Origin of the sequence: Bifidobacterium sp. WK012_4_13 (assembly GCF_041080835.1) — a bacterium.
Taxonomy (GTDB): Bacteria; Actinomycetota; Actinomycetes; order Actinomycetales; family Bifidobacteriaceae; genus Bombiscardovia; species Bombiscardovia fermentum.
The window spans coordinates 785881-810486 of the sequence record NZ_CP129683.1; the positions used below are offsets into that span (position 1 = coordinate 785881).

Annotated in this window: 20 protein-coding genes, 1 tRNA gene and 1 pseudogene; 6 read left to right on the forward strand and 16 right to left on the reverse strand. The window is 53.8% G+C overall.

All coding sequences use genetic code 11. The features are described 5' to 3' along the window. Nucleotides 1–128: 128 nt before the first annotated feature. Nucleotides 129–863, forward strand: coding sequence for a thiamine phosphate synthase (locus QN062_RS03140; RefSeq protein WP_369342149.1), 735 nt, complete (start codon nt 129–131; stop codon nt 861–863). Nucleotides 864–909: 46 nt separating this feature from the next. Beyond that, complete coding sequence (locus QN062_RS03145; protein WP_369342150.1) at nt 910–1287, forward strand: MTH1187 family thiamine-binding protein; 378 nt, start codon at nt 910–912, stop codon at nt 1285–1287. Between the two features lie 217 nt (nt 1288–1504). On the opposite strand, the gene QN062_RS03150 is transcribed toward QN062_RS03145, so the two are convergent. The 4 genes from QN062_RS03150 to QN062_RS03165 form a co-directional block, all read right to left on the reverse strand. Continuing rightward, entirely contained in the window at nt 1505–2293 is a 789-nt protein-coding gene (locus QN062_RS03150) for an isoprenyl transferase (RefSeq protein WP_369342151.1), read from the reverse strand. After that, nucleotides 2290–3018, reverse strand: coding sequence for a DNA repair protein RecO (gene recO / locus QN062_RS03155; protein ID WP_369342152.1), 729 nt, complete (start codon nt 3016–3018; stop codon nt 2290–2292). Before recO ends, QN062_RS03150 begins: the two co-directional genes overlap by 4 nt. Before the next feature lie 94 nt (nt 3019–3112). After that, nucleotides 3113–4846: an alpha/beta hydrolase family protein gene (locus tag QN062_RS03160; RefSeq protein ID WP_369342153.1), complete on the reverse strand. Its 1734-nt coding sequence runs from the start codon at nt 4844–4846 to the stop codon at nt 3113–3115. Between the two features lie 134 nt (nt 4847–4980). After that, a complete protein-coding gene (locus QN062_RS03165) occupies nt 4981–6933 on the reverse strand; it encodes a DivIVA domain-containing protein (RefSeq protein WP_369342154.1) in 1953 nt (650 codons plus the stop codon). 292 nt (nt 6934–7225) lie between these two features. On the opposite strand from QN062_RS03165, the gene QN062_RS03170 reads away from it, so the two are divergent. Continuing rightward, nucleotides 7226–7299, forward strand: a tRNA-Val gene (locus tag QN062_RS03170). Nucleotides 7300–7454: 155 nt separating this feature from the next. On the opposite strand, the gene QN062_RS03175 is transcribed toward QN062_RS03170, so the two are convergent. The 5 genes and pseudogenes from QN062_RS03175 to QN062_RS03200 form a co-directional block, all read right to left on the reverse strand. Further along, complete coding sequence (locus QN062_RS03175; RefSeq protein ID WP_369342155.1) at nt 7455–8018, reverse strand: DUF4230 domain-containing protein; 564 nt, start codon at nt 8016–8018, stop codon at nt 7455–7457. 411 nt (nt 8019–8429) lie between these two features. Further along, a pseudogene (locus QN062_RS03185) lies at nt 8430–10689 on the reverse strand (BNR repeat-containing protein). A gap of 472 nt (nt 10690–11161) precedes the next feature. Continuing rightward, nucleotides 11162–12049 carry a hypothetical protein gene (locus QN062_RS03190; RefSeq protein ID WP_369342158.1) on the reverse strand — a complete coding sequence of 296 codons (888 nt, stop codon included), beginning with the start codon at nt 12047–12049 and terminating at the stop codon, nt 11162–11164. 12 nt (nt 12050–12061) lie between these two features. After that, the gene (locus tag QN062_RS03195; RefSeq protein WP_369342159.1) at nt 12062–12715 is read right to left on the reverse strand and encodes a hypothetical protein; all 654 of its coding nucleotides are present in this window, start codon (nt 12713–12715) and stop codon (nt 12062–12064) included. A 107-nt stretch (nt 12716–12822) separates the two neighbouring features. After that, the gene (locus QN062_RS03200) at nt 12823–13320 is read right to left on the reverse strand and encodes a hypothetical protein (RefSeq protein WP_369342160.1); all 498 of its coding nucleotides are present in this window, start codon (nt 13318–13320) and stop codon (nt 12823–12825) included. A 101-nt stretch (nt 13321–13421) separates the two neighbouring features. Here QN062_RS03200 and QN062_RS03205 point away from each other — a divergent pair, with 101 nt between their 5' ends. Then, the gene (locus QN062_RS03205) at nt 13422–13928 is read left to right on the forward strand and encodes a hypothetical protein (protein ID WP_369342161.1); all 507 of its coding nucleotides are present in this window, start codon (nt 13422–13424) and stop codon (nt 13926–13928) included. A 237-nt stretch (nt 13929–14165) separates the two neighbouring features. On the opposite strand, the gene QN062_RS03210 is transcribed toward QN062_RS03205, so the two are convergent. The 5 genes from QN062_RS03210 to QN062_RS03230 all read right to left on the reverse strand — a co-directional run bounded on the left by QN062_RS03210 (nt 14166) and on the right by QN062_RS03230 (nt 20059). Beyond that, on the reverse strand, nt 14166–15254 hold the full coding sequence (locus QN062_RS03210) for a LacI family DNA-binding transcriptional regulator (protein WP_369342162.1): 1089 nt from the start codon (nt 15252–15254) through the stop codon (nt 14166–14168). Continuing rightward, nucleotides 15251–16150, reverse strand: coding sequence for a carbohydrate ABC transporter permease (locus tag QN062_RS03215; protein ID WP_369342163.1), 900 nt, complete (start codon nt 16148–16150; stop codon nt 15251–15253). Before QN062_RS03215 ends, QN062_RS03210 begins: the two co-directional genes overlap by 4 nt. Further along, nucleotides 16147–17022, reverse strand: a complete 876-nt coding sequence (locus QN062_RS03220) for a carbohydrate ABC transporter permease (protein ID WP_369342164.1) — start codon at nt 17020–17022, stop codon at nt 16147–16149. Before QN062_RS03220 ends, QN062_RS03215 begins: the two co-directional genes overlap by 4 nt. A 50-nt stretch (nt 17023–17072) precedes the next feature. Then, nucleotides 17073–18419 carry an ABC transporter substrate-binding protein gene (locus QN062_RS03225; RefSeq protein WP_369342165.1) on the reverse strand — a complete coding sequence of 449 codons (1347 nt, stop codon included), beginning with the start codon at nt 18417–18419 and terminating at the stop codon, nt 17073–17075. Between the two features lie 113 nt (nt 18420–18532). Beyond that, nucleotides 18533–20059, reverse strand: coding sequence for a hypothetical protein (locus tag QN062_RS03230; protein WP_369342166.1), 1527 nt, complete (start codon nt 20057–20059; stop codon nt 18533–18535). Between the two features lie 322 nt (nt 20060–20381). Here QN062_RS03230 and QN062_RS03235 point away from each other — a divergent pair, with 322 nt between their 5' ends. Beyond that, on the forward strand, nt 20382–21047 hold the full coding sequence (locus QN062_RS03235; RefSeq protein ID WP_369342167.1) for a GyrI-like domain-containing protein: 666 nt from the start codon (nt 20382–20384) through the stop codon (nt 21045–21047). A 324-nt stretch (nt 21048–21371) separates the two neighbouring features. Next, complete coding sequence (dld, locus tag QN062_RS03240) at nt 21372–23090, forward strand: D-lactate dehydrogenase (RefSeq protein WP_369342168.1); 1719 nt, start codon at nt 21372–21374, stop codon at nt 23088–23090. 147 nt (nt 23091–23237) lie between these two features. Here dld and QN062_RS03245 read toward each other — a convergent pair whose 3' ends face one another. Together QN062_RS03245 and QN062_RS03250 are read right to left on the reverse strand one after the other, a co-directional pair. Next, complete coding sequence (locus tag QN062_RS03245) at nt 23238–23744, reverse strand: VOC family protein (RefSeq protein WP_369342169.1); 507 nt, start codon at nt 23742–23744, stop codon at nt 23238–23240. Between the two features lie 169 nt (nt 23745–23913). Further along, nucleotides 23914–24606 (reverse strand): LuxR C-terminal-related transcriptional regulator, encoded by a 693-nt coding sequence (locus QN062_RS03250; RefSeq protein ID WP_369342528.1) that lies wholly within the window; start codon nt 24604–24606, stop codon nt 23914–23916.

Sequence of the window (24606 nt, forward strand, 5' to 3'; positions counted from 1 at the left end):
TCGTGCGTCGATGCTGGGAGTACGCGATTGCTTGACATTGAGCGTCAAATCGAGATATGAACCCAGATCGCACATGACAGCCCGAAATATGCATTCAATACGCATTCAAGAAGATCAGGAGGTAGCAAATGGAAGGTGCAGAGGAATCTGAGCATTTCCAATCATTGCGTGACTCACTCGACATCTCGGCTTATCTGGTGATAGGACCCGAGAACACCAAGGGCCGAGATGTCGCTGCAATCGTAGGGGACGCTCTGTTGGGAGGCATCACGTGCGTGCAGCTGAGGGCAAAGCATTCCGACGCGTCACAGATAGTCGCTCTTGCCCGTCAGATCGCGGATGTCATCAGCCGTGCAGGAAAAAGCGACAGCGTCGCCTTTGTCATTGACGACCGCGTCGATGTCGTCTGGCAATGCCGTTGCATGGGAATCAAGGTCGATGGCGTCCATGTCGGGCAGACCGACATGGACGTACGCTATTGCAGAAGACTGCTGGGACCGAACGCGGTCATTGGCCTTTCCGCAGCGACAGACAGGCTTGTGGACTTGGTGAATGAGCTTCCTTCAGGAATCATCGACTATGTCGGAGCGGGTCCAGTCCATCCATCGGCAAGCAAGCCGGATTGCGGTGTCGACGCCGATGGTCAGATGCATGTCCTGGCAGTTCAGGGCATTGCAAGGCTTGCGGAAATCAGCAGATATCCCGTTGTCGCGGGAGGAGGAGTCACCGTCGCCGACATTCCAGCGCTCGCCCAGACCAAGGCCGCAGGGTGGTTCGTGATCTCAGCCATCGCCGGGGCGGATGACCCTCGCCTGGCAGCGGAAAAGCTGGTCCGCGCATGGGATTCAGCCCGCCGCAGGTAATCATTCAATCCGTGCAACAAACCATTCGAACCATGAGGAGTCTCACATGACTGAAGCAACGACAGCAACGACCACATCAGCAGATGGCACCGAGAAGGACGGTGCACGAGGCAAGGGAAGCTACATCAATACCGTGGCGGCCCTGTCGATCGCCCCGAGCGGCGTAGGCGATGAGCTATCACAATACGTCGCTCAGGCAGTCGACGTCATTCGCGATTCCGGCCTTCCCAACGAAACCAACGCCATGTTCACCAACATCGAAGGCGACCTTGACGATGTGCTCAAGGTCGTGCGTGACGCAACCCTGAAACTGGCCGGACAGGGCTACCGCACCGGTGTGGTGCTCAAACTCGATATCCGCCCCGGGTTCGAGGGACAGATCCACAGAAAGGCCGAGCTCGTGGATGAGATTCTGAGAAAATAGTCCACATCCTCAACGAGGTTTTCATGCCCTGACAGGCTCTCCCAAGCAGGAACGGGGACTGTCAGGCAGGCATGGGGTCAGTCTGGCAAACTCCCAGGACCGGTTTCCAGACCGTTCATGTCGAGCCGTCCTGAATCGCCATGCGACTTGGAAACATGGGCTTGGAAATCAGTGTCTCGGAGCGCTGTCATCCTGAAAACCTGCTATGGCCCAGTCCCTACTTCACTCCTCCGAAGCGACGATCACGATGCACGTAATCGTTGATCGCCCGCCACAGAACGTCGCGCCCACAATCGGGAAACAATTCGGGCACGAAGTCGAGCTCTGAATAGGCGGCCTCCCAGGGAAGGAAATTGCTGGTCCGCTGCTCGCCAGAGGTTCGTATCACCAGATCGCAGTCAGGAATGTCAGGATTATAGAGGTGCTCCGCAATCATCTTCTCGGTGACGCGATTCCCCTTGATCCTTCCACTGGCAATCTCCCGGGCTATTTCGGTCGCAGCGTCGGCTATCTCTGCCCGTCCTCCATAGTTGATGCAGAACACAACGTCTATGACCTTGTTGTTCTTGGTCTGCTCCATCGCATCCTCAAGCTCGTCGATCACGGACTTCCACAGCTTCGGCCTTCTCCCCGACCATCGAACGCGCACTCCCCATGCATTCATCTGAGAGACGCGGCGGTGAATGATGTCACGCGAGAACCCCATCAGAAAACGCACCTCGCTCGGCGAGCGCTTCCAGTTTTCAGTGGAGAAGGTATAGAGACTCAGATATCGCACACCGGCCTCGATCGCTCCTGCAATGATGTCAAAGACGACGGGTTCTGCCGCCTGATGCCCGTCGGTCCTTACCAGACCTCGCTTTTTCGCCCATCGACCGTTGCCGTCCATGATGACGCCGACATGACGGGGCACCTGCTTCTTGGGGAAGTCAGGAATCCTTGAGGGCTGGGAAAAGGGTGCCGCTGGCACATCCAGGGACTTGTAGTCGACGTGATCGAAAGTCATACATTCGAATCTAACAACCGCAGTGAACGAATTGGGCGTTCAAGGTAGTATTCTCCCCATTCCTCGACAAGTTCATCTACCTTGGGAGTCAGCATGTGCGCGTCGAGCAGCCTCCAGTCCCCAGCAACCAGCCCATTGAGCTGGGAAATGGCTTGATCGTCGACCGCCCGCGCATCGGGGGTGCGATCCGCCGAGCACATCATTCCGCCCATGCGCACAGAGAAATATGCAAGATTCTCTCGCCTTCCACAGACCACGCATGAGTCAAGCCTGGGGCTCCACCCAGCAAGCGCAAGCGCACGCATGACATACGATTCACCGGTGGCCTTGGGATCATGCCTATGATTTGCCATTGAGGCCAGAGCAGATACCAGCAGCACGTATTGGTCGCCCGAAGGCTCACGCTCGGCACTGACTATCTTGTCGACGGACTCGACGATCACTCCGGCATTCATGTAGGCATCGTAGTCTGCACAAATCGGATCGGCATACGTCGCGATGCTCACCGCCTGGGATATGACATCCAGGCTTCGGCCCTGCGCGATGAGCACATCGGCACGCATGAACGGTTCCAGTCTCGCGCCAAATCTGGAGCGGGTGCGGCGCACACCCTTCGCCACCGCGCGCACCTTTCCATGCATCTTGGTAAAGATGGTTATGATGCGATCAGCCTCGCCGAGCTTGACGGTCTTAAGAATCACGCCTTCATCGCGATAGGTTGCCATGAACCGTTCCAGTCTCCTCCCTGTGCCCGATGAATCCACACTTCGACAAGAAGCACGTCCGCACACCTGCACATCCGCACATCTGGAAACCACTCTAATAGATGAACAGGCCCCAGAAGGCAAACAATAGCAATACGCAGAACATGGCAATCGTGGTATTGACGAACAGTGCCTTGCCGAAGCGCGTATAGGCGATGACCGGCTGCACCTCGCTCTTGGATGCGCCTGGTGGCTTCGCCCTCGTCTGTCGATGTCCGATTAATCCGCGAATCAAGGCCATCGTCGGCATCCTGAGCAGTCCTCGCATCGAAGCAACCTCGATGAGGCGGGCAAATACCCGTGACCATGCCCAGACCACAAGCGTCGAAACGATCTGAATGACAGGCCAGCTCCAATAGATCATTCCGGCTGTTGCGGGAGCGCCTCCCCAGACAAGCTTCACCACGGCATACACCACCTGTGCAAGGCCGGAGAAGAACAGCACGAGAGTCGCCAGGGTGGTTCCGGTTATGAGGACGAGTATCTCTCCAAATCCGTGGGTGAACCCAAGCACATGACCGGAATCCCGTCGAATGAGCGCTCTGGTCTTGCGGACCAAGGCAACGATCCACATCAGCATCGTCGCAAGGATGAAAATCAGTGAGGCCGCATGGATCACGAGCATGTACACGGTGAGGGTCGGACGGGAGCGCAAATCGAACGGCACCGCAATGGATTGCTTGATGGTCGCTCCGGTCACCAGCTGTGTGGTCTGCTTGAGATCATGCGTGATTCCGACAGCCCAGTCAACCATGTCGTTCTCATACGAATCGACGAGAGGCGTATTGGTCTGGGCCTCGTCTCCCAGCCGCAGCACATGGTTGGCAAGCGGATAGTTGCGGATGGTCACGTTCCAGTTGTCTGCCTCATGCGCGAGCTTCATGATGGTCTGGGCGCCGTCGACCTGAGCCGTCATCACATCCTTCGATCCGTATGCCACAAAGGTTGGAATGGCGTATGCCGCAGGCTTCAGCGTATCGATGTCGAGATTATGCAGGCCGAAAAGGTCGAGGTCGGCGCTGAAGAGGCGTCTGACTATGGATTGATACCCTGGGTTGGCTCCGACCATGGCAAAGTCCTGAGCCGCAAGGAATCCTAGGGAATGACGTGGAGAATGCACCATAGGGCTCAGAAGAATCTGGAAGGCGACCTTATGGTCACTCTGCAGCAGGTAGGAGCTGATCCATGTGCTCTCGCTCGTTGCATATATCCCGACGGTGGATGAATCGACGTTCTCGAGCTCCCTCAGGTAATCTATGACCTGATCGTATGCCTTCGCCGATGCCGGGTAATCACGATTGGCGTCGGATGTGTTCCATACTGGCTTGTCAATCACAGCAGAGACGAAGCCTGCCGAGCTGAGATCCGATGCGACGTCTCCAAAGGAATCCTCCGCCGTGCCATATCCCGCTCCATGCATGAAAACGACGCCGGGAAGCTTGCCGGATGCCCCCTTGGGTTCTCTGATCAGTATGTGGATGTGCTGGGTATCTCCGGTCGACTTCTGTTTCACGTCAATGGTCGCATGACGCTCTGTGATGGAATAGGTGCCCCTTTTGGCAAGGGTGACCTTGCTGGGGTTAGCGAATTTGACCGAGGTGTCGGAGTCCACCGTCTCGATGCTCTGATCGATGGGATCGTTGTTCCAAGGAACCGCAGTCGCATTGGAAACCGAAGACAAAAGCGCTATCAGAATGACGAAAATGGGGAGACTCAAGGTCAGACGTTTGGACCAGCTCCACGCTTGTGGGCTCTCCTCAGTTTGATCTTTGCTTGACACGGAGCTCATTGTATATGCTCATGCCGAATTCGGGCTGAAAAGACGAAAATGAGCGTTGCCGGTGACTGTGATCAGACCGTCATCGGCAGCGCTCTCGAAGAGGGTTTGGGCTCGGACACCCAATCACACTTCCATCGCTCGAACTAGTCGTTATCCGAAGAGATGTCCTTCTCGGAAGCGCCCTGTGAGGAACCGGTGGAGGCATCGCCAGCGCCCGATTGCGATTCCTTCGAAGCGGTGGAGTCCGAGGAATCAGTCGTGGGGAAAGCCAAATCAGGAATATCCAGATCGACTTTCGGGAACGACGTGCTGTCGAGCATCGAATTCAATGATGCCAGATACTGATCCGTGTCCTGTATCGAGTCGAGGTTGTCAGAGAACGATGTCTGAGCGTTTCGGTCAACTGAATCGGAACGAGCGTCAGATGCGTCTGAACGAGATGCCGGAACCGATGCACTCCTTGGTGCGAAGGCCTGCGTCTCTTGATTCTCTGAGCTTGTGGAACTGCCGGATGTCGCGGAGGCAAGAGGAGAATTCGTCTGAATCGTTCCGCGGTCCAAGCTGGTTGCAGCGCCTTGGCCTTCGATACCATTCGAACGGTCATCGTCGTTTTTCCCGGAACCTGCCTGCACATTGCCGTTATCCCCGAATGACATGTTCTGCGTCATCGTCGAGTTCCTATCGGATGCCTTGCCATGTCCCCAAAAGTCGAATGTGGATGGCGCCGTCGAGGGTTCCTGAGGAGTTTCGACGGTGGTCTCGGCATTGGCATGGCCTGTCGCCGAATGCCGTGCGTGAGGGTAGTTGACGATGCCCTCATTCGCCTGCTGAGGCACATATTCCGTTCTGGATTGCGACCGATCCGACAGTGCAGAGTCCGAGTCTGACGGTTTCTGAGACTGCGCTGGCAGTGACACCGTATGCGACGTCTGGTCATCAGCCTCGCTTCCGGCCTGATTGAATACCGCCTGCTCCTCACGATGCAGATTCCTGAAGTCCGCACGTCCGTCATTGTTCGCATGAGATGCTACGGCAGATGAGTCGTTCCCCGAATAGGCTTCGTTCGCATACGAGTCCGCGGTGTCCGATGCATTGGCCAAGCCGCCGGCATATCTGGCACGGTTTGCAATTCTGGATGATGGCGCCTGAACCGAGGCGCCGTTCTCGTCAAACAGAGGTCGAATGGTCTCCGTTGACTGTCCCACCTCGTTGGTCTCGGCATCATTCGTTTGAGGCCTGGCGAAAGGCGAGCGCGAGTTCATCTGCGAGGATGAAGGGGCAGCGGGCTCAGCGACCGACTCGGCTATGGGTTCGGCGATGGGCTGGAAAATCTGCGTTTCCTCAGCGTTGGGATTTGCCGGTTCCGCCAAGGCCGCCAAGGATTCAAAGGCACTGGCCTGTGGATCATAGACCGGCTGGGCTTGCGGCTGAACAGCCTCGGGCGCCTCCGACTTTGAATAATCGGTCACACGGGCATATGACTCGATTCTTGACATGAGCTGAACGCCATAATTAAGGAAGTAATCCACCTGTCGTTCGTCATAGCCCTTTTTGCCCTTGCGCTGTGTAAAGACGACGTTGGAAACCCTGTTCGGAGTCAGATCAACCAAATCGCCGGAATCCTGGGCGCGATCCGAAGATTCTCCAAGTTCCTGAGCCAGCTTCTGCACCAGCTGATCGAGGAGACGGTCGACCTGCTTGCGGTCATATGAGGGATTGCTCGAAGTGCCCGGCTTGAACCGCTCGTTCTCTTCACGCTCACAATGGGCGATGAACTTACGGTACATCGATTCAGTCTGTCCGCGCCATGCGACTCGACCATTCTGGGAAATCTCCCATTGCGTCTGCTTGTCTACCACGGCACGTTCCAGGCGTGCCAAGGCAGCATCAACCTGACCGACGGCGTAGCCATTCTTGCGAAGACCGAACGAAACGTCCTGAATGTCTCTCTGGGTAAGCCTTGGCTCGGCGCTCTCATAGAGCTTATGAGCATTGTCGAGGAATTCGTCAACTTGTTCAGAGTCGTATCCCCACTTACGCTTGCTTACCCGGGCTATGTTCGTTCCATTGCCGTTCGATTCGGGCTTTCTCGCCATGGGACATCGACCTCCTACTTCTTGAGAAAATCTCAATCAGTCAAATTCACTTCAAAAATCACAGTACGTGAATGTTGAGACTCTACTTCACTGTTGCACCACCATTGCGCCCAAAAGCTCGAGTCGCAAAGCATATCCACTGTCACATAATAGTTGAAGTATACGGCCCACCTGTATAAATAGCCTGAAAAACACTGAGATGTTGCACATATCTTCGTCAATGGTAGGCTATTCTAGGTTTCTACGGAGCATGCCAGGTTTGTTTGCCGCAGTCTTTGAACCAGGATTTTTCGGGCGATTAGCTCAGTTGGCTAGAGCGCCACCTTTACACGGTGGATGTCGGGGGTTCGAGCCCCTCATCGCCCACACAATTTATAAGACTGAAATCGTCTACGCAGTCGTTGCCAAAGCATACGTCTACCTAGGCTCGAGACCGGTCACGACCAGTTGCAGGAAGACATCAAGAACCTCTAAACAACCAATTACCCTGCTCCCGGCATCACGCCGGGCGGGGATTTTCCCTATTCTGCGACGGAGTATTCGATCTTGTAGTTTCCGGCGACGCCTGGAGCAGCGTTGATAATGGACGAGAGCATACCTTCGATTGAGTCAAGTGTCTGTTTCTGGTAGTCCTCGTCGTTGAGCACTGCGGATTTCACACTGCGACTTTTCGCGTTGACGGCATTAAGCACATCCTGTGAGGAATAGCTGTCCAGCAAGGATCCGCTTTGACTGTATACATGCGGCGTACCGACCTGTTCCATGGAAGTGACCATGAGCTTCGGCAACTCTGCTTTGATGACATTACTGCTGTCACCAGTGGTCAGCTTGATTTTTGATCCGTCAATTCCAAGCTTCACTTTCCAGCTGGCGACGATCAGCATCTTCTTACCACCGATGATGGGCAGACCGTCCTTCTCGGACTCGATGACCTTCTCCGTGGACACCGCAAGCCCGTTAATCTCCGTGATGGGCAGGGTCTTCTTGACTGTGACCGATATTTTTGTGGAGCTGGTGGGTTCCTTCCAGAATCCGAACTTGTATCCTAAGACACCGTATTGTGCCAGGACAACAGCGCCGATCATTACCACGAGTATGAGCAGTAGCCAAAAAAGAAATAAAGCTCATACATAATCATGGTGATTCTGACGACGTGACCATGCGATCGAACGTGTTGCTGAACCGGAATGACGATACGAGCATTGCATGCAGGCAGCGCACCCATGTCATATTGGAGCAGCGCAAAACGTGATCATCGACGCACTCCATAACCCCGATTTGAACACGAGGCAAGCGAAGCCGCCTAGATAGTCAGCATCGGGAGGTAAAGACGGACATCAGCAGGATTAGGCTCGAAGCGCCACAGTACGTGTTCCAGAATATAGACAGGAGGTGGAAGTGATTACTTCGTCCATTCAATCTGCGAGATTTTCAGGCCGCCCCATGGTTAAGATGCAATCCAGACATGGGTGCTTTTCTCCAAACGTAGATTACTGCTAATTCCCTCCGACCATGTTGCCGCCATCGTTCGCATTAGACGATGCGAGCAGATTACTATCCACATCGAGGATATACACATGATTTGCAGGATACTTCTGTATACCCTCGCCATCACCCTGCCCGACTTTTTGAACAAAGATATCCAGCTTTCTATCTAACTGCCATAGACTTGTATCATAGGTCGGTTCCCAGTAGTCAAGAGACTGATCTGTAAGATTTATATACGTCCATTGTGCAGTTCCGACTGTCTCAGTGGCTAGCGTGGCCATGCTGCCTCGTTCTGCATCGCGGATGATAAGATGCACGGTTGCATTTTCTCCAGATCCTGAGACTGCTATCTGCGGGCGTGCAATAGGCACAGCCTTGCTTCCGCCCCCTGCGAGATCAAAATTGCTAACCCCATCAATTCCAGGACTGCGAATGCCAGTGTTCTCCGTTACCCAGGCCCCATCATCTTTTTGTCTCACAACCATATATTGAACAACCTGATTATTGGTTTCTAGATCGGGATTCCAATAGGAGACGATGTATGGGTTATCATTGTCGTTCACGGTCATGGAGGTCTGATTCATCAGCTGACTATTCTGATTGATAGACGCTATCTTCTCCGCGGTTTTCTGCGTTGGAACCCGTGTATGCGACGCCGGTAGACTTTTCCCACTTGACCCCGGTCGTATCGCTCGACCTTGCGTAGGCAAGATCATGATTGGTGGAAACGTCTGAGCTTTCACGCCACACCCATGATATCTGCAGACGGTTTTTTGAGTCAACAACAGCCTGCCAATACGGCGACGAACTGCCAGAAATGGAATCAGTCACGCCATCTATCAAATCACTCTGCACCTGAGTCCACTTGCCCGTGCTCACATTATAATGATCCAGGACAAGATTACCGTTGCCCGATGAACCGTTCCTGTATAGCAGGAACATATTCCCGTTGGATTGAGTATAGAACTGTGGGTAGGTTACGGCACCCTCATTCTTGCCTGTAACGGACTTCTTCGCGCCAAGCGTCACCCCCCAGGCCGTTGTGGATTCTGCGTATTGCATCGCTGCTCCGTGCATTCCCCAAGCAACGTGTAGGAATCCTTTACCGTCGATGCCAAGCGAGACCACATTATGCGCATCTGTGACGTTTCCGGAATATTGTGTCGCATACAGTTTCCAATCCGTGCTCTCGATGCTTCTTCGCGCAAGTATTATTCTGCCCGTCTGGTCATAATATGCGGTGGTCTGAATCTCCTCTCCCTGCGAATTCTTTGCCGTGATCACCGACGATTGTCGGAATGAGGTGTCGTTGACTGAATTGGATGCCCAGGCCGAACCTAGGTCATTGAGCGTCCCCGCGGTCGAAGTAATCTGTGTAGGCGCCTCATTCGAAACGTAATCAGCCAAGTTTGGAGTAGTGGCCGATGATGTACTTGCAGCCCTTCTCACTGCAAACGTATCGGTGCCATTCCCATCCCAATCGCCGACCAACACATAATCGGTAGATTTTCCAAAGGCGACAACGGTGTCAGCAATCCCCGCTGCCAAAGAGTTTTTGATGTAGTAGGCGCTACCACGTCGGACAGCGAAGGTGTCGCTACCGTTGCCATCCCAGTCACCGGCAAGCACATAATCCGTGGCCTTGCCGTAGGTGAAAACCTTGTCGGCCTTTCCACTGTGCAGCGTGTCCAGAACATAGAACGTATTGCTTCGGCGTACAGCGAACGTGTCCATCTTGTCACCGTTCCAATCACCCACAAGCACCTGATCGTTCGCTTTCCCATAGGTCAGGACCCTATCGGCGATGCCTCCATGCAAACTATTCAACAGGTAGTATGTGTTGCCGCGTCTTACAGCAAGCGTGTCCGTACCATCGCCGTTCCAATCGCCTGCGAGAACATCATCACTGCTTTTTCCGAACTTTATAACCTGGTCTGCGTTCCCGCCGCTGATGCTGTTTTTGAAGTAGTAGATATTGCCTCTTCGAACAGCCAGCGTGTCCTTTCCATCGCCGTTCCAATCACCTACCAGTGTCTGATCGCTGCTTTTTCCATAGACCACTGAGTAATCGGCGTTCCCACCATGAAGAGAATTCTCGAAATAATATGAATTACCTAGGTCCTGAGCCTCAGCGGCATCCACATGTGCGGTGCTCAATGCAAAAGGCAAGATGAACGCCATTATGAAAACGCCGATGAATAGCGATCTCTTCTTTGTCTTGGTTCTTCTCAGCATTCCAGAATCGGTTCTCTCAGTGTTTAAACTCATTCCTAAAGCAAAGCAATGCTAGCATCCTAGAAGCATTCTCTCAAAGGTTGTTATCGCTGACTGGGCAAGCAGGAGAATTACAAAGACGTGGTTGTGGTTGGTTCAGACTCTGCAATGATACATTGCATGATCGTAAGGTCATGGCTCGAACGGTCCCATTGCTTGATTGCGTTCGGTATTCCTCGGGAGCCAATCGTGCGTCAGGGTATCACTTTTCTGCGTCGCAAGCCGTTTCTTCAAGAGAATGGGACCATACCGCGATCTTCAGATTCGCCCACAATTTGCCACGATTTTCAAAAACGGTCGAATCATACTAATTTCATGAATCGCATAAACGTTCATTTCCCAACGTTCCTTGAAACCCTTCCTCTCCGCCCTTTTCGCAAACTCGTACCCATACGGCCCGAGACCAGGTAAATGCCACACCCAGCCGCAGCCATTCATCGCCATCACACATACGGCTGTGCACAGTTCAACTGCCGGATATCATCGCTATCACGAGGCTGAATGCGATGCAGGCAACGATGACGGCAAGCACGATTCCTATGGCGTTCAGGAAGCAGTAGACCAGGAAACTGCTGGACAGCGAATACACGACGATGAGGGCAGCCAGAATAATCGCGGTAACGATGATCGCTCTGACCGTAGCGTTGCTGTACCATCCCCCGCTGTTCACCGTGAAGTAGACGGCCATAACGATCAGCGCCATCATGATCGGACGGTAGAACATTTGGATGGACGTGGTGTCAAGCGCGGGGAAATACCAATCCCACACCTCGATTCGGGTCACATATTGCAGGCCGTCAACCAGTTTCCACAATATGGAAACAAACACGAGCGAAACAGCAAGCTTGAGGATAAGATACACGATTCGTTTCGCCCACCTCTCAAAGGAGCCGGGCTCGCTGAAGTCCATGAACCAGCTTGCAAAGTCATGATCGTCACGGCATATGATGCGCGTACCCATCACCAACATGAGCGCACCCGCGATCAGGCGCACCCAATTCATCGAGAACAGCGCGTCTGCAAGGAAAACAAGCGGCATGCTGGCAACCGTGTAACCGACGCAGATACTAAACAGGTCGCTGCGTTTCCACTGCAAGGAGAACACCCTCCATGCCATATACGAAGCGATCGCAATCAGCGAGATTGCCGTGACATAGGAGCTCAACGAGGCGGCTTCTTCCGAGGACCAGACGATCGCATGCACGATTCGTTCCAACATGCCGTATAGGTTGAGGGCGATACCGAGCTCAAACACCGCACGGACAATCATCGTGACCCAGCTGAGGGCACTCGTGGGAAGGAATCGAGCATAAGCCGCAGATCCATTCATTTGTGCGTCTTTGTCAGATGTCATCGGTATGCGCCTCTACCCTCGTAACGTGTGTGTCATCGCATCGGAGATCAGCGGGGTGCTCAGACCACTGTGATAGGCAGTCATCGTCTCACCCAGGACGACGATGCCGTACATCTTCTCCAACGCAGCCAAGGCAACGAGCCTCTGCGCACCAACCCGTGCAATCAATCCGTCCGTGGGAAAACCGGAACAGAAGATGCGGGTGAACAGCGAACCCGACTTCCACGATTCGAACTCGCCCAGCTCATGCAACAGGCGTGACTGCGCATCACGGAACGCGAGGGAGGTCTGGCTGATCACCGAATTCAAGGTTGAAAAGTCGAGATTCGAGAATTCAGGCACCTCTTCGACATACAGCTGCGGATTCATGCCATCCTTGAACTTGGATGCGCTGTATTTCAGGCATGCCTCGACGATCCTATCTGCCTCGATCTTCGAGACAGACAGCACCGACTGCACCTGACGGCGCATGTCATCGTAATAGTTCTGACAGTCCACGAAGGCGGCATTGAGCTTGCCCTCACGGATATGCCCATCATTGACAGCCCTATTCCAGCTCGCCAGCACCCATCCGATGATGAACAACACCAACGCGACAGCGATAATCTTCAGCAACAGGGCGAAGTACATGGTGATATCCTGCATGGGATCGCCACTAGTGTTCATGTTATGGTTCCTTTGATTAAGTATCTTGCTACCAATGTGCACGGTCGAATGGAGCAGTCCAAGAAGAGACAAGCAATCATGAGATGCAACCAACGAGCACGCAAGGATCAGTGTTCTTTCTCGGCATTAAGCGCTTCGATCTTGTCAATCAGCGTCTGTGCCTTCGGCATATTGGAATCAATAAAAAATAGGTCGATGAACGCTCGAACCATCGAACCGAAGCAATTCATGCAAATCACCAGAACGCATATTCCGCCAAAAATGAAAGCCAAGGTCTCCTGTGGTGCTAACTTGATGAAGACAAATGCAATGCATCCACTTATTCCTGCGATAAGCCAAGAATGATGCAAGATATTGCCGTAGACCATCATTCGACGGAATTTCCCACTGGTAAAGATTTCCTGATCCCAACGGCCGTCCTCGTTCATATTCAGGAAGAAGTCCTTCCCTCCATAACGGATGATGCCCTTTTCAAGGTCCACTGCATTATCGAGAGGATTTCTCTGAGCGGCCTCATCAAGCTTCTTGGCATAATAGCTTGCCTTGACCTTATCCAGCGCCATAAGCGCCGCAATAACCACGATGAGCCCAATTATTCCAGCCATGCATACTCCATCTGTTGAAAAGGGACAAGTGGACGCAGAAAATCAATACTCAATATATTATATTATACAATCCGCATACATAATTTCGAAAGAAACCAACTATGGAACTGAAAGATGCGCTTCTACTGGTCATACCAATCGTTTCTAATGGAATTCTAATCTGGGTATTTCAATTTATGGTTTCTGAGAAACTCAACAGTGAGAAAGAATTTGAGAAGTTGCGACAAGAGATATTCTCAGAATATCTATCGAAAATTCAATGCGCGATAACATCCATGAGGAATCTATACACCGCTCAGGGAGAGGCCAAGGCAAACGAAGCAGAAAGCAGGGCTGAACTCGACAATGCAGTACAGTCGTTAAGGGCAAACGTAAGAGAAATCTATTACTACTTTGAGGATTACAAAGTGGTTCTTGGAACAAATGCATATGTGGCCAGTCAGCATAGAGTTTTGCAAGAGCGATTTGAAAATTGGGTAATAAATTGGGAAGACAGCGACACATTTATGGATTTTATCCATGCTTGCGAAGATATGCTGCACAACATCATGGATGCCACTCTTCACCGTATTTATGGAAGCAGGCGGAAACGTAACGCTAATAATTAAACCTCGACACCCACAAAACGAGGGTAGCCATGGATACCGGAACAATCTACTCAATCGTTCAAGGTCACACGCTCAGCTCGGTGTAACTCACTCTGCCCATACCGAGCACGCTCCCAGCTGCTCAATGAGCATACGCACCATCAGCATCGCTGCCTGAAACAATTCGGGATGACACCGGCCAACACAACGTAGCACCGATCAAATAGCGCAACGTCAAAATCATCTGCACTGTACTATCTATCGCGCGTTCCCCTGCATCGCGACCGATGCCCGATATACGGCCGGACAGCTGATCAAGATCCGATGATCCCCGGTGTTCACGGGTCGTGACAGAACGGCATCGACCCCCGATGCTCCCAATTCGTAATGTGGCAGCGCCACCGTCGAAAGAGGTGGAAGCATGTGGGCGGCAATCACTTCCTGATCGTCGAATCCAACGACTGAGATATCAGATGGCACGCTAATGCCACGATTACGAAGTGCGTCGTATAGCCCCATGGCGACCCGATCGTTATGGCAGCATACGCCGGTCGCACCCGATGCACATATGCTCTCAGCCACCGTGCGACCGCCCTCCTGCGTGGGCTCGGCCGCAAAGATCAATGATGGATCCTCCTCTATGCCTCTCTCGGAAAGAGCATGGCGATAACCTGCCAGCCGACCGGCACGGGCCGGCGACTCGACGGTGGTGTTGACGAATGCCACACGACGATGTCCCTGTCCCAATAGCATATTCGCAGCAGTCCTGCCACCATTGAACTCGTCAGGCACCACGGAAGTGAGATTCTCGTCATCGGCGTAGCAATTCACCAATACGGTGTTCATGTCCTTGAGAGATTCTGGCAGCGTGATCTCATGATGGTACCAAGTGGAATACAGGATTCCATGCACCTTGTATTCCAGAAACATGCGGATAGCCTGGCGCTCGATGCTCTCATTGCCTTCGGTGTTAACGATCAGCAGCACATATCCCTGTTTCCATGCCCGATCCTGGGCTCCGTGGATGATCTGACCAGCGAAAGGGGTGGTGGCGATCGAATCTGTTACCAAACCTATGAATTTCGAGCTTCCCGTGACTAGATTCTGAGCCAGAGCGTTCGGCCTGTATTGCAGCTCATGAATGGCGCGGTGCACTCTCTCCTGCGTCTTCACCGCGATGCGCGCATCCTTCTTGTCATTCATGACCAGCGAGACCGTCGACACCGAAACACCTGCCAGCTCTGCGACATCCTTCAAGGTCACATGCCGTGCATGGCGAGTGTAGACACTCCCATGCACGGTTTCACCGTCGCGTCCCTCATCGTTTCTTGCTGCCGAAACTCTCATCCTTTGGTGGCACCTCCTTCAAGTCCCTGGATCATCGCCTTGTTCAGCACCATGAAAATCAGCATAAGGGGAGTTATCGTCACGCAGACGGCTGCGAAGGTGGCGGTCCAGTCAGTATTGCCCATAGCACCAATATAGTTCTGCAAGCCAAGGGGTATCGTCTTTAGCCCGTCAGACAGGACGAAGGTGTTCGCAAATATGAACTCGTTCCATATGAAGATGCTGTTGACCAGAACGACCGTCACGATGGTATTCAGTGACAGAGGCAGCGTTATCTGCCAAAAAATCCGGTATGGGCCCGCGCCGTCCAAGGATGCCGCCTCGTAGGTTTCCCTGGGTATGTAGTTGTAGAACGATGAGAACAGGAACACCGACATCGGCACCGCGAAACCGGCAAGGGGAATGATCATGGATGCATAGGTATCCAGCAGGTTGATCTGGGAATAGTCGATGAACAGAGGCACCAGCGCGATTTGCACCGGGACGATGATTCCCAGCAGAAATATTCCGCTTACTATCTTGCTGCCTCGAAAGCCAAGCACGTTGATCGCATATGCCGCCATCATGCCCATAAGCACGATGAAGAAGCTCGCGCCGAAGGTCACTATGAGACTGTTGCGAATATAGAGGAGCAGATCCCCTGATTCGAATGCACGAACATAGTTCTCCAAGGTGAACTGCTTTGGAATGCCGAAGGGGTCACCTGAGGCGAAATCATGCTCGGTGCGCAGACTCGTGATGAACAGCCACAACAGTGGATAGACCTGTATGATCACCAGAACCGCTATGATCACCCAACGCACGGTGCCATGGAACGACAGACGCTTGCGTCGACGGTATTCATTGAGCGGCGCTGACGAGGTGCCAGATGCATCGAAAATGCTTGTGAGTTTCATTCGTCCACCTTCCTTCTCATGAATGCGAATATCAGACCGACGGCAACAAGGCACTCAACGACGATGAACACCGCCATCGCGCTGGCATACCCGTAGTTCGTGTTGGTGAAAGCCGTGCGGTACATGTATGTGGTCACCAGTTGCCCATAGCGACTGTTGCTCAAGAGGTATGGGATGTCAAAGCCACGCAGCGCATAAGTGACCGCCATGATGGTTGTGGTGATCCACACGGGCCTGATGTAGGGGAAACGAATCTTGGAGAACATCTGCCAGTTGTTGACTCCATCGAGTTTGGCCGCCTCTTCCAGTTCCGTGGGCACCGCCATGAAGGCCGCATAGATGATCAGCATGTACAGGCCGGAGAAACGCCACCCCTCAGGGAAGGACACCGCAGCCAGAATCGTGCTTGGATTCGAGAGCCAAGCCTGCTGCAGACCGGACAATCCCACAAAATCCAACAGTCGATTGAGTAGTCCGACCGGGTCCACCGAATAGATCCGCTGGAACAGGAAACCGATGGCCACGGTCGATATGACCGCGGGAAGCAGATACAGCGTCTTGATCAGATCTCGCCCCTTGGTGATCTGAAGCAGCAGCGTCGCGACCAACAAGGCTCCTCCCAGCTGCAAGGTCAGACAGATGACCAGGTAGACCATCGAATTGCCGAAGGCCTGCCAGAAGACCGAATCATTGGAAAGCATCTGGGCATAATTGCTGAATCCCACGAATTCCATATCGCTGATTCCATCCCAGCTGAAAAAGCTCAGCACCAAGGATTGCACGACGGGAAGCAGGACGCCTGCACCATAGAACAGCAGGGGCGGCAACAGAAATATCAGCACTGATTTTTTTGATCTGGAAGGTAACATCATTGGCCTTTCTTGGGGAGAGGAAACGGGTGACGCGCCTCTCCCCTGTGGGATCAATCCTCGGCGAAGGCCTTAGGACCGTTTTCCGCTATGACTTTGTCCATTGTGGTGATGAATTCGTCGACGCTTACATCACCTTGCACCAATAGCGGCAATTCCTGCTGCAATCTGGTGTTCGACGTCGAGTCCAACTGGGTATCCCAGGGCATGGCCGTGGTCTTGCCAACATTGTCCGCATCGTCGAACAGACGTTTGTACAGTGATGTCGCGTTGTTTGGAATCGTCGGTTCGACATTCGTCGTCGGCGAAATCTGACCCGTGGCACCATACACTTCTGGGTATCTCTTCAACGCAAATTCGAGGAAATCCCTGACAAGAGGATCGAAGGACTGCGAATTGACGGCCATTCCGATTCCCGAAGGTGCCACATATTCGTTCTGTGCCGTGGCCGAATTCTCAATCACTGGAAGGTGGAAGTAATCGACATCATTGCGCACGGTGGCATTGAGCGAGTCTGTGGCGAGAGCCGAGGCATCCCATGAACCGTCGTTGTAGATGGCTGCCTTGCCGGTGGTGAACAGCGCCTGCGCGTCGGAATAACCCGTTGAGGAGAAGCCCTCCTGGAAGCATCCCGCCTCTCCGAGGCTGGCCATCCATTCCACGGCTTGGCGACCGACCTCATCAGAGAGTTTTGCCTTGCCTTGTTTGAGCTGCTTGATATAGTCACTGCCCGAAGCCCTGAAGGGGTAGTATGCCATATATCGTTCAAGCGGCCACATATCCTGCCCATCCAATGCGATTGGCGTGATGCCCTTGGATCTGAGAGCCTTGCAGACCTTGGGAAAATCGTCGAGCGTGGCGGGCACCTCAACACCGGCCTCCTTGAACAGGGCCTTGTTGTAGAAGAAGACCTCGACCTGTGATTCAAAGGGGACCATGTACAGACTCCCGTCGTCAAACCGCTGGTAATCCAAAGCCGACGTACGGTATTCGTCATAGAGATCCATGCTCTTGAGCAGTTTTTCGACATTGATCATATTGCCGCTTTTCGCAAGCTTCTGCGCAAACGGCGTCGCATCGATATCGAAGAGTTCGGGAAGCTTCTTTGCTGCGGCCAAGGTCTCTAATTTCTGAATGTACGAGGGGCGATCAGGCGTGGTGATCAGGTTGAGGGAGAAACCGGGATGCTCCTTGGCGTATTCCTTGGCGATCTTATTCATCGCGGTAATCACGCCTCCGTCCGCCGGACGCGAGAGCAGCCAGGAGATTTCCCTGGCCTTGATGTCCCCTGTTGGGTTGATGTTGTCTGCATCATTTACCGATGCACCCGTGCCGCAGCCCGAAACGATAAGGGCCAATGCCAATGCTGCAGCCACGGTCATGGTTCTGAGTGTTTTCATGAGTAATCTCCGTTGATTAGTGGTGAGAATTCAGAAGTGGAATATTGCTGGTCTATGAAATATGAACGGAAGGAGAACGCATTGTCGGCGATAGGAATCGTCATTCGATTAGCTCATGACTCCACCTCCACACCTTCGCCGACGCCTTTGCCGGCATCCAAGCCATCCTGCGCTTTCGCAATCAGCGCTACGTTCTCCTGCGCTGGACTCGCAGGAGCGAGCGCATGTACGACGAATGCGTCAAAGGACGTCAACCCATCGTTGGAGAAAACCCCTAAGGCATTCCCCCATGAGTGTTCCATGCGACAACTGACCGTAACTTCATCATCCAGACAGGCAACGAAGATATCATCCTCCATGACGATGTTGAGTTCATGCTGGCCGGTGGAAAGATCGCAAGGACGTTCCAATTCCAATAGGTAGGGGACATCCCCCGAGATCTGCCACTGCTCGTCGCCTGTCTGCAACCGCGGCCAGCGATCAATTACCATGCGTCCACGTTTCGGCTCCAGACGCAAGATATGGCTCGAATCGCCGTCAGCGCTCGCATGAATGAGCAACCCCGCATCCGCTCGTTCGGCATGTACCGTAAAGTTCACAGTGAGGCGACAGGTGGCGGGAATGTCATCGCAGAGCATGCGTGAGGCAAAGCCATCCTGCCTTCCCAGAAGCAACCCCGCTGAGGGAAGCAATTCCTTCCCCTCATATTCGAAGCATCCAAGAATCTCCCGGGGAATGGAGAAAGCCAATGTTCCATCCTGGCGCTGCCGGGATTCCAAAATCGACATCGACCCGGCCCACTCGTATGCCCCGTCATCGCTGCCGCCCCTTCGAGTCGGTATCCAACCGAAGAAGAATCGTCGTCCATCGCGCTCGGCTGTTTTTGCGGCGTAGAAGCCCCTGCCGTCCACGGTGTCGGAATCAGGCGTCATCCAGGGACCGAGACGATCCTTCGACATCCGGTATCTGGTGGCAAAGGCATCAGAGAACTCCGAATACACCAGATACCACCATTGCCCCCACTGGAATACGTCCGGGCATTCATGGGTGATGAAACGCTCCGGTGCCCAGAAGGGCTCTGCATATTCCCAGTGTCGAAGATCTTTCGACACGCATTGAGCTGTCAATCCACGTCGTCGGCTCGGTCCGGTCCTAACTCTGGCAGCAAGCAGCATGCGCCACACCTTGCATTGTTCATCGCGGAACACGAAGGGGTCCCGCCAATCTGCACTTTCGTATGCTTCAGGCGCTCCGAATGCATCCTCTGGAAGCTTGACCCAATGCAGCATGCCATCGTAGCTGACGGCATGCATCACCAGCTGAAGCGGCAAGCCGTCGTCCCCGCGATTCGTCGGGTTTTGCCCGGTATAAAAAATATGGTGCACGCCATCGTCGTCCACCACGACGCTACCTGTATAGGCATTGAAATCAAGCGATTGCGGAGAGCCATGCACCAGCGCGTCGCCACGATCATGATACTGCAGCAGATCCTGTGTGGTCACCAGACGCCAGCTCATGCCCTCGCGGGGACTTTCTCTGCGCTCATGAAGGAAAAAAAGGTTGAATGTGCCGTCTTCCTCGAAAGGAATGATGTCCCCGACCCAGCCCTCTTCGGGGGTAAAGAAAATGCGACCCGACATAGTAGCCTCTTTGCTAAAACGTTTGAATTCGATGATTAGGTAAAATTCTACGGATTCCAGAGCCATTGTCAAACCGTCGAGAAACGTTGCGATTGTAGTTGCTCAAACGCTTTATCTTTCAAGGCTTACGCGACGACACGCCGTAAGCTGCGCATTACTCCCAAAGGAATGACAGGCCTTGTGAGCGAGTTCCCGCACTCCGCCAATGCGTTGCCTGCATCAAAGCACCATCATCCACTATGCCGTTGCGCAAGATTTGGTGCATTTCGATCCTGACAATACGATTGGATCACATGTCGGCTGCACCGCAGAGGGGGGCGCAATGGTCTTCGATTTCAAGAGAGAATGCAAGGACATCTATCGTCCCAAGACAACGCCGAGCATCATTGATGTTCCGACCATGCGATTCATCATGGTCGATGGCAAGGGTGACCCCAACACGAGCGAGGAGTATCAGGCAGCGGTCGAACTGCTCTATGGACTCTCATACACCATCAAGATGAGCAAGAAGGGCCCGTACCTTCCCGACGGCTATTTCGATTACGTGGTGCCACCGCTCGAAGGACTATGGAGCCTTGACGATGACGGCGAGTTCCGAGGCAACGGTGCGACGATTGCAGACAAGAGCAAGTTCCTGTGGACGGCCATGATACGTCAGCCGGATTTCGTCACGAAGGAAGTGTTCGTGTGGGCCAAGGATGCGCTTGCCAGGAAGAAACCCGAACTCGACTTGGCACAGGTGCGGCTTGCCGACTTCACTGAAGGCCTGTGCGGCCAGGTCATGCACATCGGTGCATACGATGATGAGCCTGCGACCGTGGCTTTGTTGGAAAGCTTCATCAAAGACAACGGATACAAGACGGAAATGACGGACATTCGCAGACACCACGAAATCTACCTTGGCGACCCACGCAGAACCACACCGGAGAAGCTCAGGACTGTCATCCGCCACCCGATAATAAAACTCATCGAAAGTAAGCAGCTCTGATCCTCATGTCTCGCACCCTGAGACGGACTGTCTCACACTACAAGACTGACCAACCATCGAGCAACAGGCTACGCTTCAAAGTCATTTCGCAGACACGTTGAACTTTGAAAGTCGGTTTTCACGGAATTGACTCGAAGAATGGCTCAAAACCACACAATCCTTCACGGGCAACAGTGCCTAGGCACAACACTAGGCTGTCGGCATGCCTCCTTGACAATCGTTTTCGTGCAACAGAGAATTGCTGCAGACTGCACGCTCAGCAAGCGTTATCCGTTCAACACCATGACATGCTCGTGATGCTGTGTATTACACGAAAGGTCAGCTATGACGGAGCCGGAACAGACACCGAAGAATTCCAATGAAGTGATCGAAGCTTTCAAGAAGGTCGTGGGAGCGAAGTTCGTATTGACATCGTCGCGCAGAACCACACCTTTTTCAAAGGGATACCGCTTCGGCGGAGGACCAGTATTCGCCGTCGTCCGCCCAGCGACCCTGGTTGAAATGTGGAAGACGCTGCAGGTATGTGTGGATAACGATCTCATCGTGATCTGCCAAGCATCGAACACTGGGCTGACGGGCGGATCGGGGCCATCGCCAGATCAGCGATATGACCGTCCTGTCGTCATCATCTCGACCCATCGCATCAGCCAGGTATTCCTCATCAACGATGCCCGAGAAGCCATCTCACTTGCCGGAACTCCATTGACGCATCTGACGGATGTGCTTGCACAGGCGCACCGCGAAACGCACTCCGTGATCGGTTCGACATCGATCGGCGCCTCGGTCATCGGCGGCATATCGAACAACTCCGGCGGCAGCCAGATTCGCAAGGGTCCGGCATTCACCCGTGAGGCCATATATGCGCGCGTGAATGAGCATGGCAAGGTCGAACTGGTCAATCATCTTGGCATCGCACTCAGGGACGATCCCGAGGCGGCGCTTGACCGCCTGCAGCATGGCAATTGGAAGACCGACGATGTCACTGCGCCCCCAGAGGATTCCCACGAGACCGAATATGCCAAGCATCTTCGTGACATCGTGCCCTCCCCCGCCCGTTACAACGCGAACCCGGACTACCTCTATGAGGCATCAGGCTCAGCCGGAAAGCTGATGGTGTTCGCGGTACGCACACGCACCTTCCCACTTGAGGTGAATCCGACCATGTTCTACATCGGCGTCAACGACCCACACGAACTCGAAGCGATCCGCCGGATGTTCCTCGAATCCGATATGCAGCTTCCCATCTCGGGTGAATACATGGGTCGCCTGGCATTCGACATGGCAGAGAAATATGGCAAGGACACCTTTATATTCTTGAAGTTCCTCAGTCCCAAGGTTCAGACATTCATGTTCGCCTTCAAGACATGGGTGAATGGCATATTCGCCAAGATTCCCGGTTTCGGCCCCACCTTTGCCGACACCGTGTCGCAGGCGTTTTTCAGCATATTCCCCAACCAGTTGCCCAAGCGGATGATGCAATACCGCAACCGCTTCGAGCATCATCTGCTGCTGACGGTGAGCGCCGAGCAGAAGGAGCAAAGCGAGCAGATGCTCAAGGACTTCTTCGCCAAGCCGGAGCACACCGGAGACTTCTTCATATGCACCCCTGAGGAAGCGAAAAGCGCCAACCTGAACCGCTTCGGTGCGGCGAGCGCGGCGACCAGATTCGCAGAACTGAAGCGCCGCCACATCGCCGGTCTCATCCCCATCGACGTGGCGCTGCGCCGAGATGACTGGGATTGGCTTGAAGTGTTGCCCAAGGATATCGAAGACCAGCTCGTGGCCAAGGCATACTACGGCCATTTCTTCTGCCACGTCATGCATCAGGATTACGTCGCCAGGCAGGGAGTCGATGCCAAGAAGCTCCACGACCGAATTCAGCAGCTACTCGAGGCGCGCGGTGCGAAGCTGCCCGCCGAGCATAACTATGGCCGCCTGTACCACATGCCACCCGAAATGGAACAGCATTTCAAGGAACTCGACCCCAGCAACACCTTCAATGCCGGACTTGGCGGCACCTCCACCCGCAAGAACTGGGCATGATGCGCGTTCCACGGACACGTTGCGCTTCCAAAGTCACTTCGTAGACAGCCTGTGCCTTGTAACTCGCATGTTCGCTGATGCAGGCCATAAGGCGGATTGCAAGGCACGCGCCATGGAATGCGCCAAGGAGCGCGCCCAAGTGAACATTCACTCACCGAGATAGGCGCTATGCAGGGTTGCGATGTCGAGCTTGCCCATCTTCATCAGTGCATCCATCACCCGCTTCGCGGCTTCGCTGTGTGGATCGTCGATCCAGTCGGGCAGCTCGCTTGGCGATATCTGCCACGACACACCGTATCTGTCCTTGAGCCATCCGCACACCTGTGCAGTCTTATCTCCACCCTCCCCGAGCTTCTCCCAGTAGTGGTCAATTTCATCCTGCGAATCACAATTGACCACGAACGACACTGCCTCGCTGAACTTGAATTCAGGACCGCCATTCAAGGCCATGAATTCCATGCCATTGAGACTGAATTCGACTGTCAGCACCGAATATGGCGGTTTGCCGTGCACTTCCTGACCTGAATTCGTATAATATTGCGTTCGCTTGATCTGCGAATCCTTGAATATCGAAGTATAGAACTTCGCTGCTTCCTCAGCCTGATCGTCAAACCACAGACAGGCCTGCATCGTTGCAATCTTGCCGGTCATCATGACCCCTCACTGTGTTGTGCATGTCTTCGCACCAATGTGATCCATCAACAATTACTCGCCGTGAGCGCATCTGCGCCCACTCCCCGTAGCAGAGAATCCGCGGTTGGTATCGCGTACAGGCAATGATATCGGAATGCCATATGCCTTGCATCCTCCGAGAGAAAACATCTCACACGATCCGGCGGTCGGCAGCCCATCGTGCCAGCTCGTTGCGATTGGATAGCTGCAGCTTTCGAAGCACCTTCGACACGTGCGTTTCCACGGTCTTCACGGATATGAACAGCTCCGCCGCGGTTTCCCTGTATGTATATCCTCGTGCGATCAAACGCATGACTTCTTGCTCCCTGGCAGACAGCGAATTGAGCTCATCGTCATCATCGATGCTGTTCGACTGGCCTGGCATCGTCTGGAAGGTCGAGAGCACAAAACCCGCCAGCTTGGGCGAGAACACGGCATAGCCCTCGTGAACCTGTCGGATCGACGACACCAGATCGTTGCCAGACACGGTTTTCGTCACATAGCCTTGAGCCCCGGCTCGAATCACCGCACCGACATCCTGCGGCGAATCAGAGACGGACAGTGCAAGGAACACTGACTTTGGCGAACGATGCTGGGATTTCACCAGAATCTCCGCACCGCCGCCACCAGCCCCTCCCGGAACATGAACGTCCAGCAAGACCACGTCAGGCTGACTTTCGGCAATCATCGCCTCGGCACCCTCGACGTCGGCAGCCTGCGCGACGATGTCGAAGAAAGGTCGCAGGGTTGAAATGACGCCGATCCTGAACATTTCATGGTCGTCAACGACTGCCACACGAATTCTCGCTGCATCGCGCGGCGCCTGACCTTGACTCTCTTGCAT

Excerpts from the sequence above, each read along its gene's own strand:
- QN062_RS03210 (WP_369342162.1), bottom strand. The coding sequence starts at position 15,254 with ATGAGAGTTTCGGCAGCAAGAAACGATGAGGGACGCGACGGTGAAACC.
- QN062_RS03140 (WP_369342149.1), top strand. The coding sequence starts at position 129 with ATGGAAGGTGCAGAGGAATCTGAGCATTTCCAATCATTGCGTGACTCA.
- QN062_RS03145 (WP_369342150.1), top strand. The coding sequence starts at position 910 with ATGACTGAAGCAACGACAGCAACGACCACATCAGCAGATGGCACCGAG.
- QN062_RS03195 (WP_369342159.1), bottom strand. The coding sequence starts at position 12,715 with ATGAACACTAGTGGCGATCCCATGCAGGATATCACCATGTACTTCGCC.
- QN062_RS03235 (WP_369342167.1), top strand. The coding sequence starts at position 20,382 with ATGGTCTTCGATTTCAAGAGAGAATGCAAGGACATCTATCGTCCCAAG.
- QN062_RS03175 (WP_369342155.1), bottom strand. The coding sequence starts at position 8,018 with ATGATCGGCGCTGTTGTCCTGGCACAATACGGTGTCTTAGGATACAAG.
- QN062_RS03225 (WP_369342165.1), bottom strand. The coding sequence starts at position 18,419 with ATGAAAACACTCAGAACCATGACCGTGGCTGCAGCATTGGCATTGGCC.
- QN062_RS03250 (WP_369342528.1), bottom strand. The coding sequence starts at position 24,606 with ATGCAAGAGAGTCAAGGTCAGGCGCCGCGCGATGCAGCGAGAATTCGT.
- QN062_RS03220 (WP_369342164.1), bottom strand. The coding sequence starts at position 17,022 with ATGATGTTACCTTCCAGATCAAAAAAATCAGTGCTGATATTTCTGTTG.
- QN062_RS03215 (WP_369342163.1), bottom strand. The coding sequence starts at position 16,150 with ATGAAACTCACAAGCATTTTCGATGCATCTGGCACCTCGTCAGCGCCG.
- recO (WP_369342152.1), bottom strand. The coding sequence starts at position 3,018 with ATGGCAACCTATCGCGATGAAGGCGTGATTCTTAAGACCGTCAAGCTC.
- QN062_RS03205 (WP_369342161.1), top strand. The coding sequence starts at position 13,422 with ATGGAACTGAAAGATGCGCTTCTACTGGTCATACCAATCGTTTCTAAT.
- dld (WP_369342168.1), top strand. The coding sequence starts at position 21,372 with ATGACGGAGCCGGAACAGACACCGAAGAATTCCAATGAAGTGATCGAA.
- QN062_RS03230 (WP_369342166.1), bottom strand. The coding sequence starts at position 20,059 with ATGTCGGGTCGCATTTTCTTTACCCCCGAAGAGGGCTGGGTCGGGGAC.
- QN062_RS03245 (WP_369342169.1), bottom strand. The coding sequence starts at position 23,744 with ATGATGACCGGCAAGATTGCAACGATGCAGGCCTGTCTGTGGTTTGAC.
- QN062_RS03160 (WP_369342153.1), bottom strand. The coding sequence starts at position 4,846 with ATGAGCTCCGTGTCAAGCAAAGATCAAACTGAGGAGAGCCCACAAGCG.
- QN062_RS03190 (WP_369342158.1), bottom strand. The coding sequence starts at position 12,049 with ATGACATCTGACAAAGACGCACAAATGAATGGATCTGCGGCTTATGCT.
- QN062_RS03150 (WP_369342151.1), bottom strand. The coding sequence starts at position 2,293 with ATGACTTTCGATCACGTCGACTACAAGTCCCTGGATGTGCCAGCGGCA.
- QN062_RS03165 (WP_369342154.1), bottom strand. The coding sequence starts at position 6,933 with ATGGCGAGAAAGCCCGAATCGAACGGCAATGGAACGAACATAGCCCGG.
- QN062_RS03200 (WP_369342160.1), bottom strand. The coding sequence starts at position 13,320 with ATGGCTGGAATAATTGGGCTCATCGTGGTTATTGCGGCGCTTATGGCG.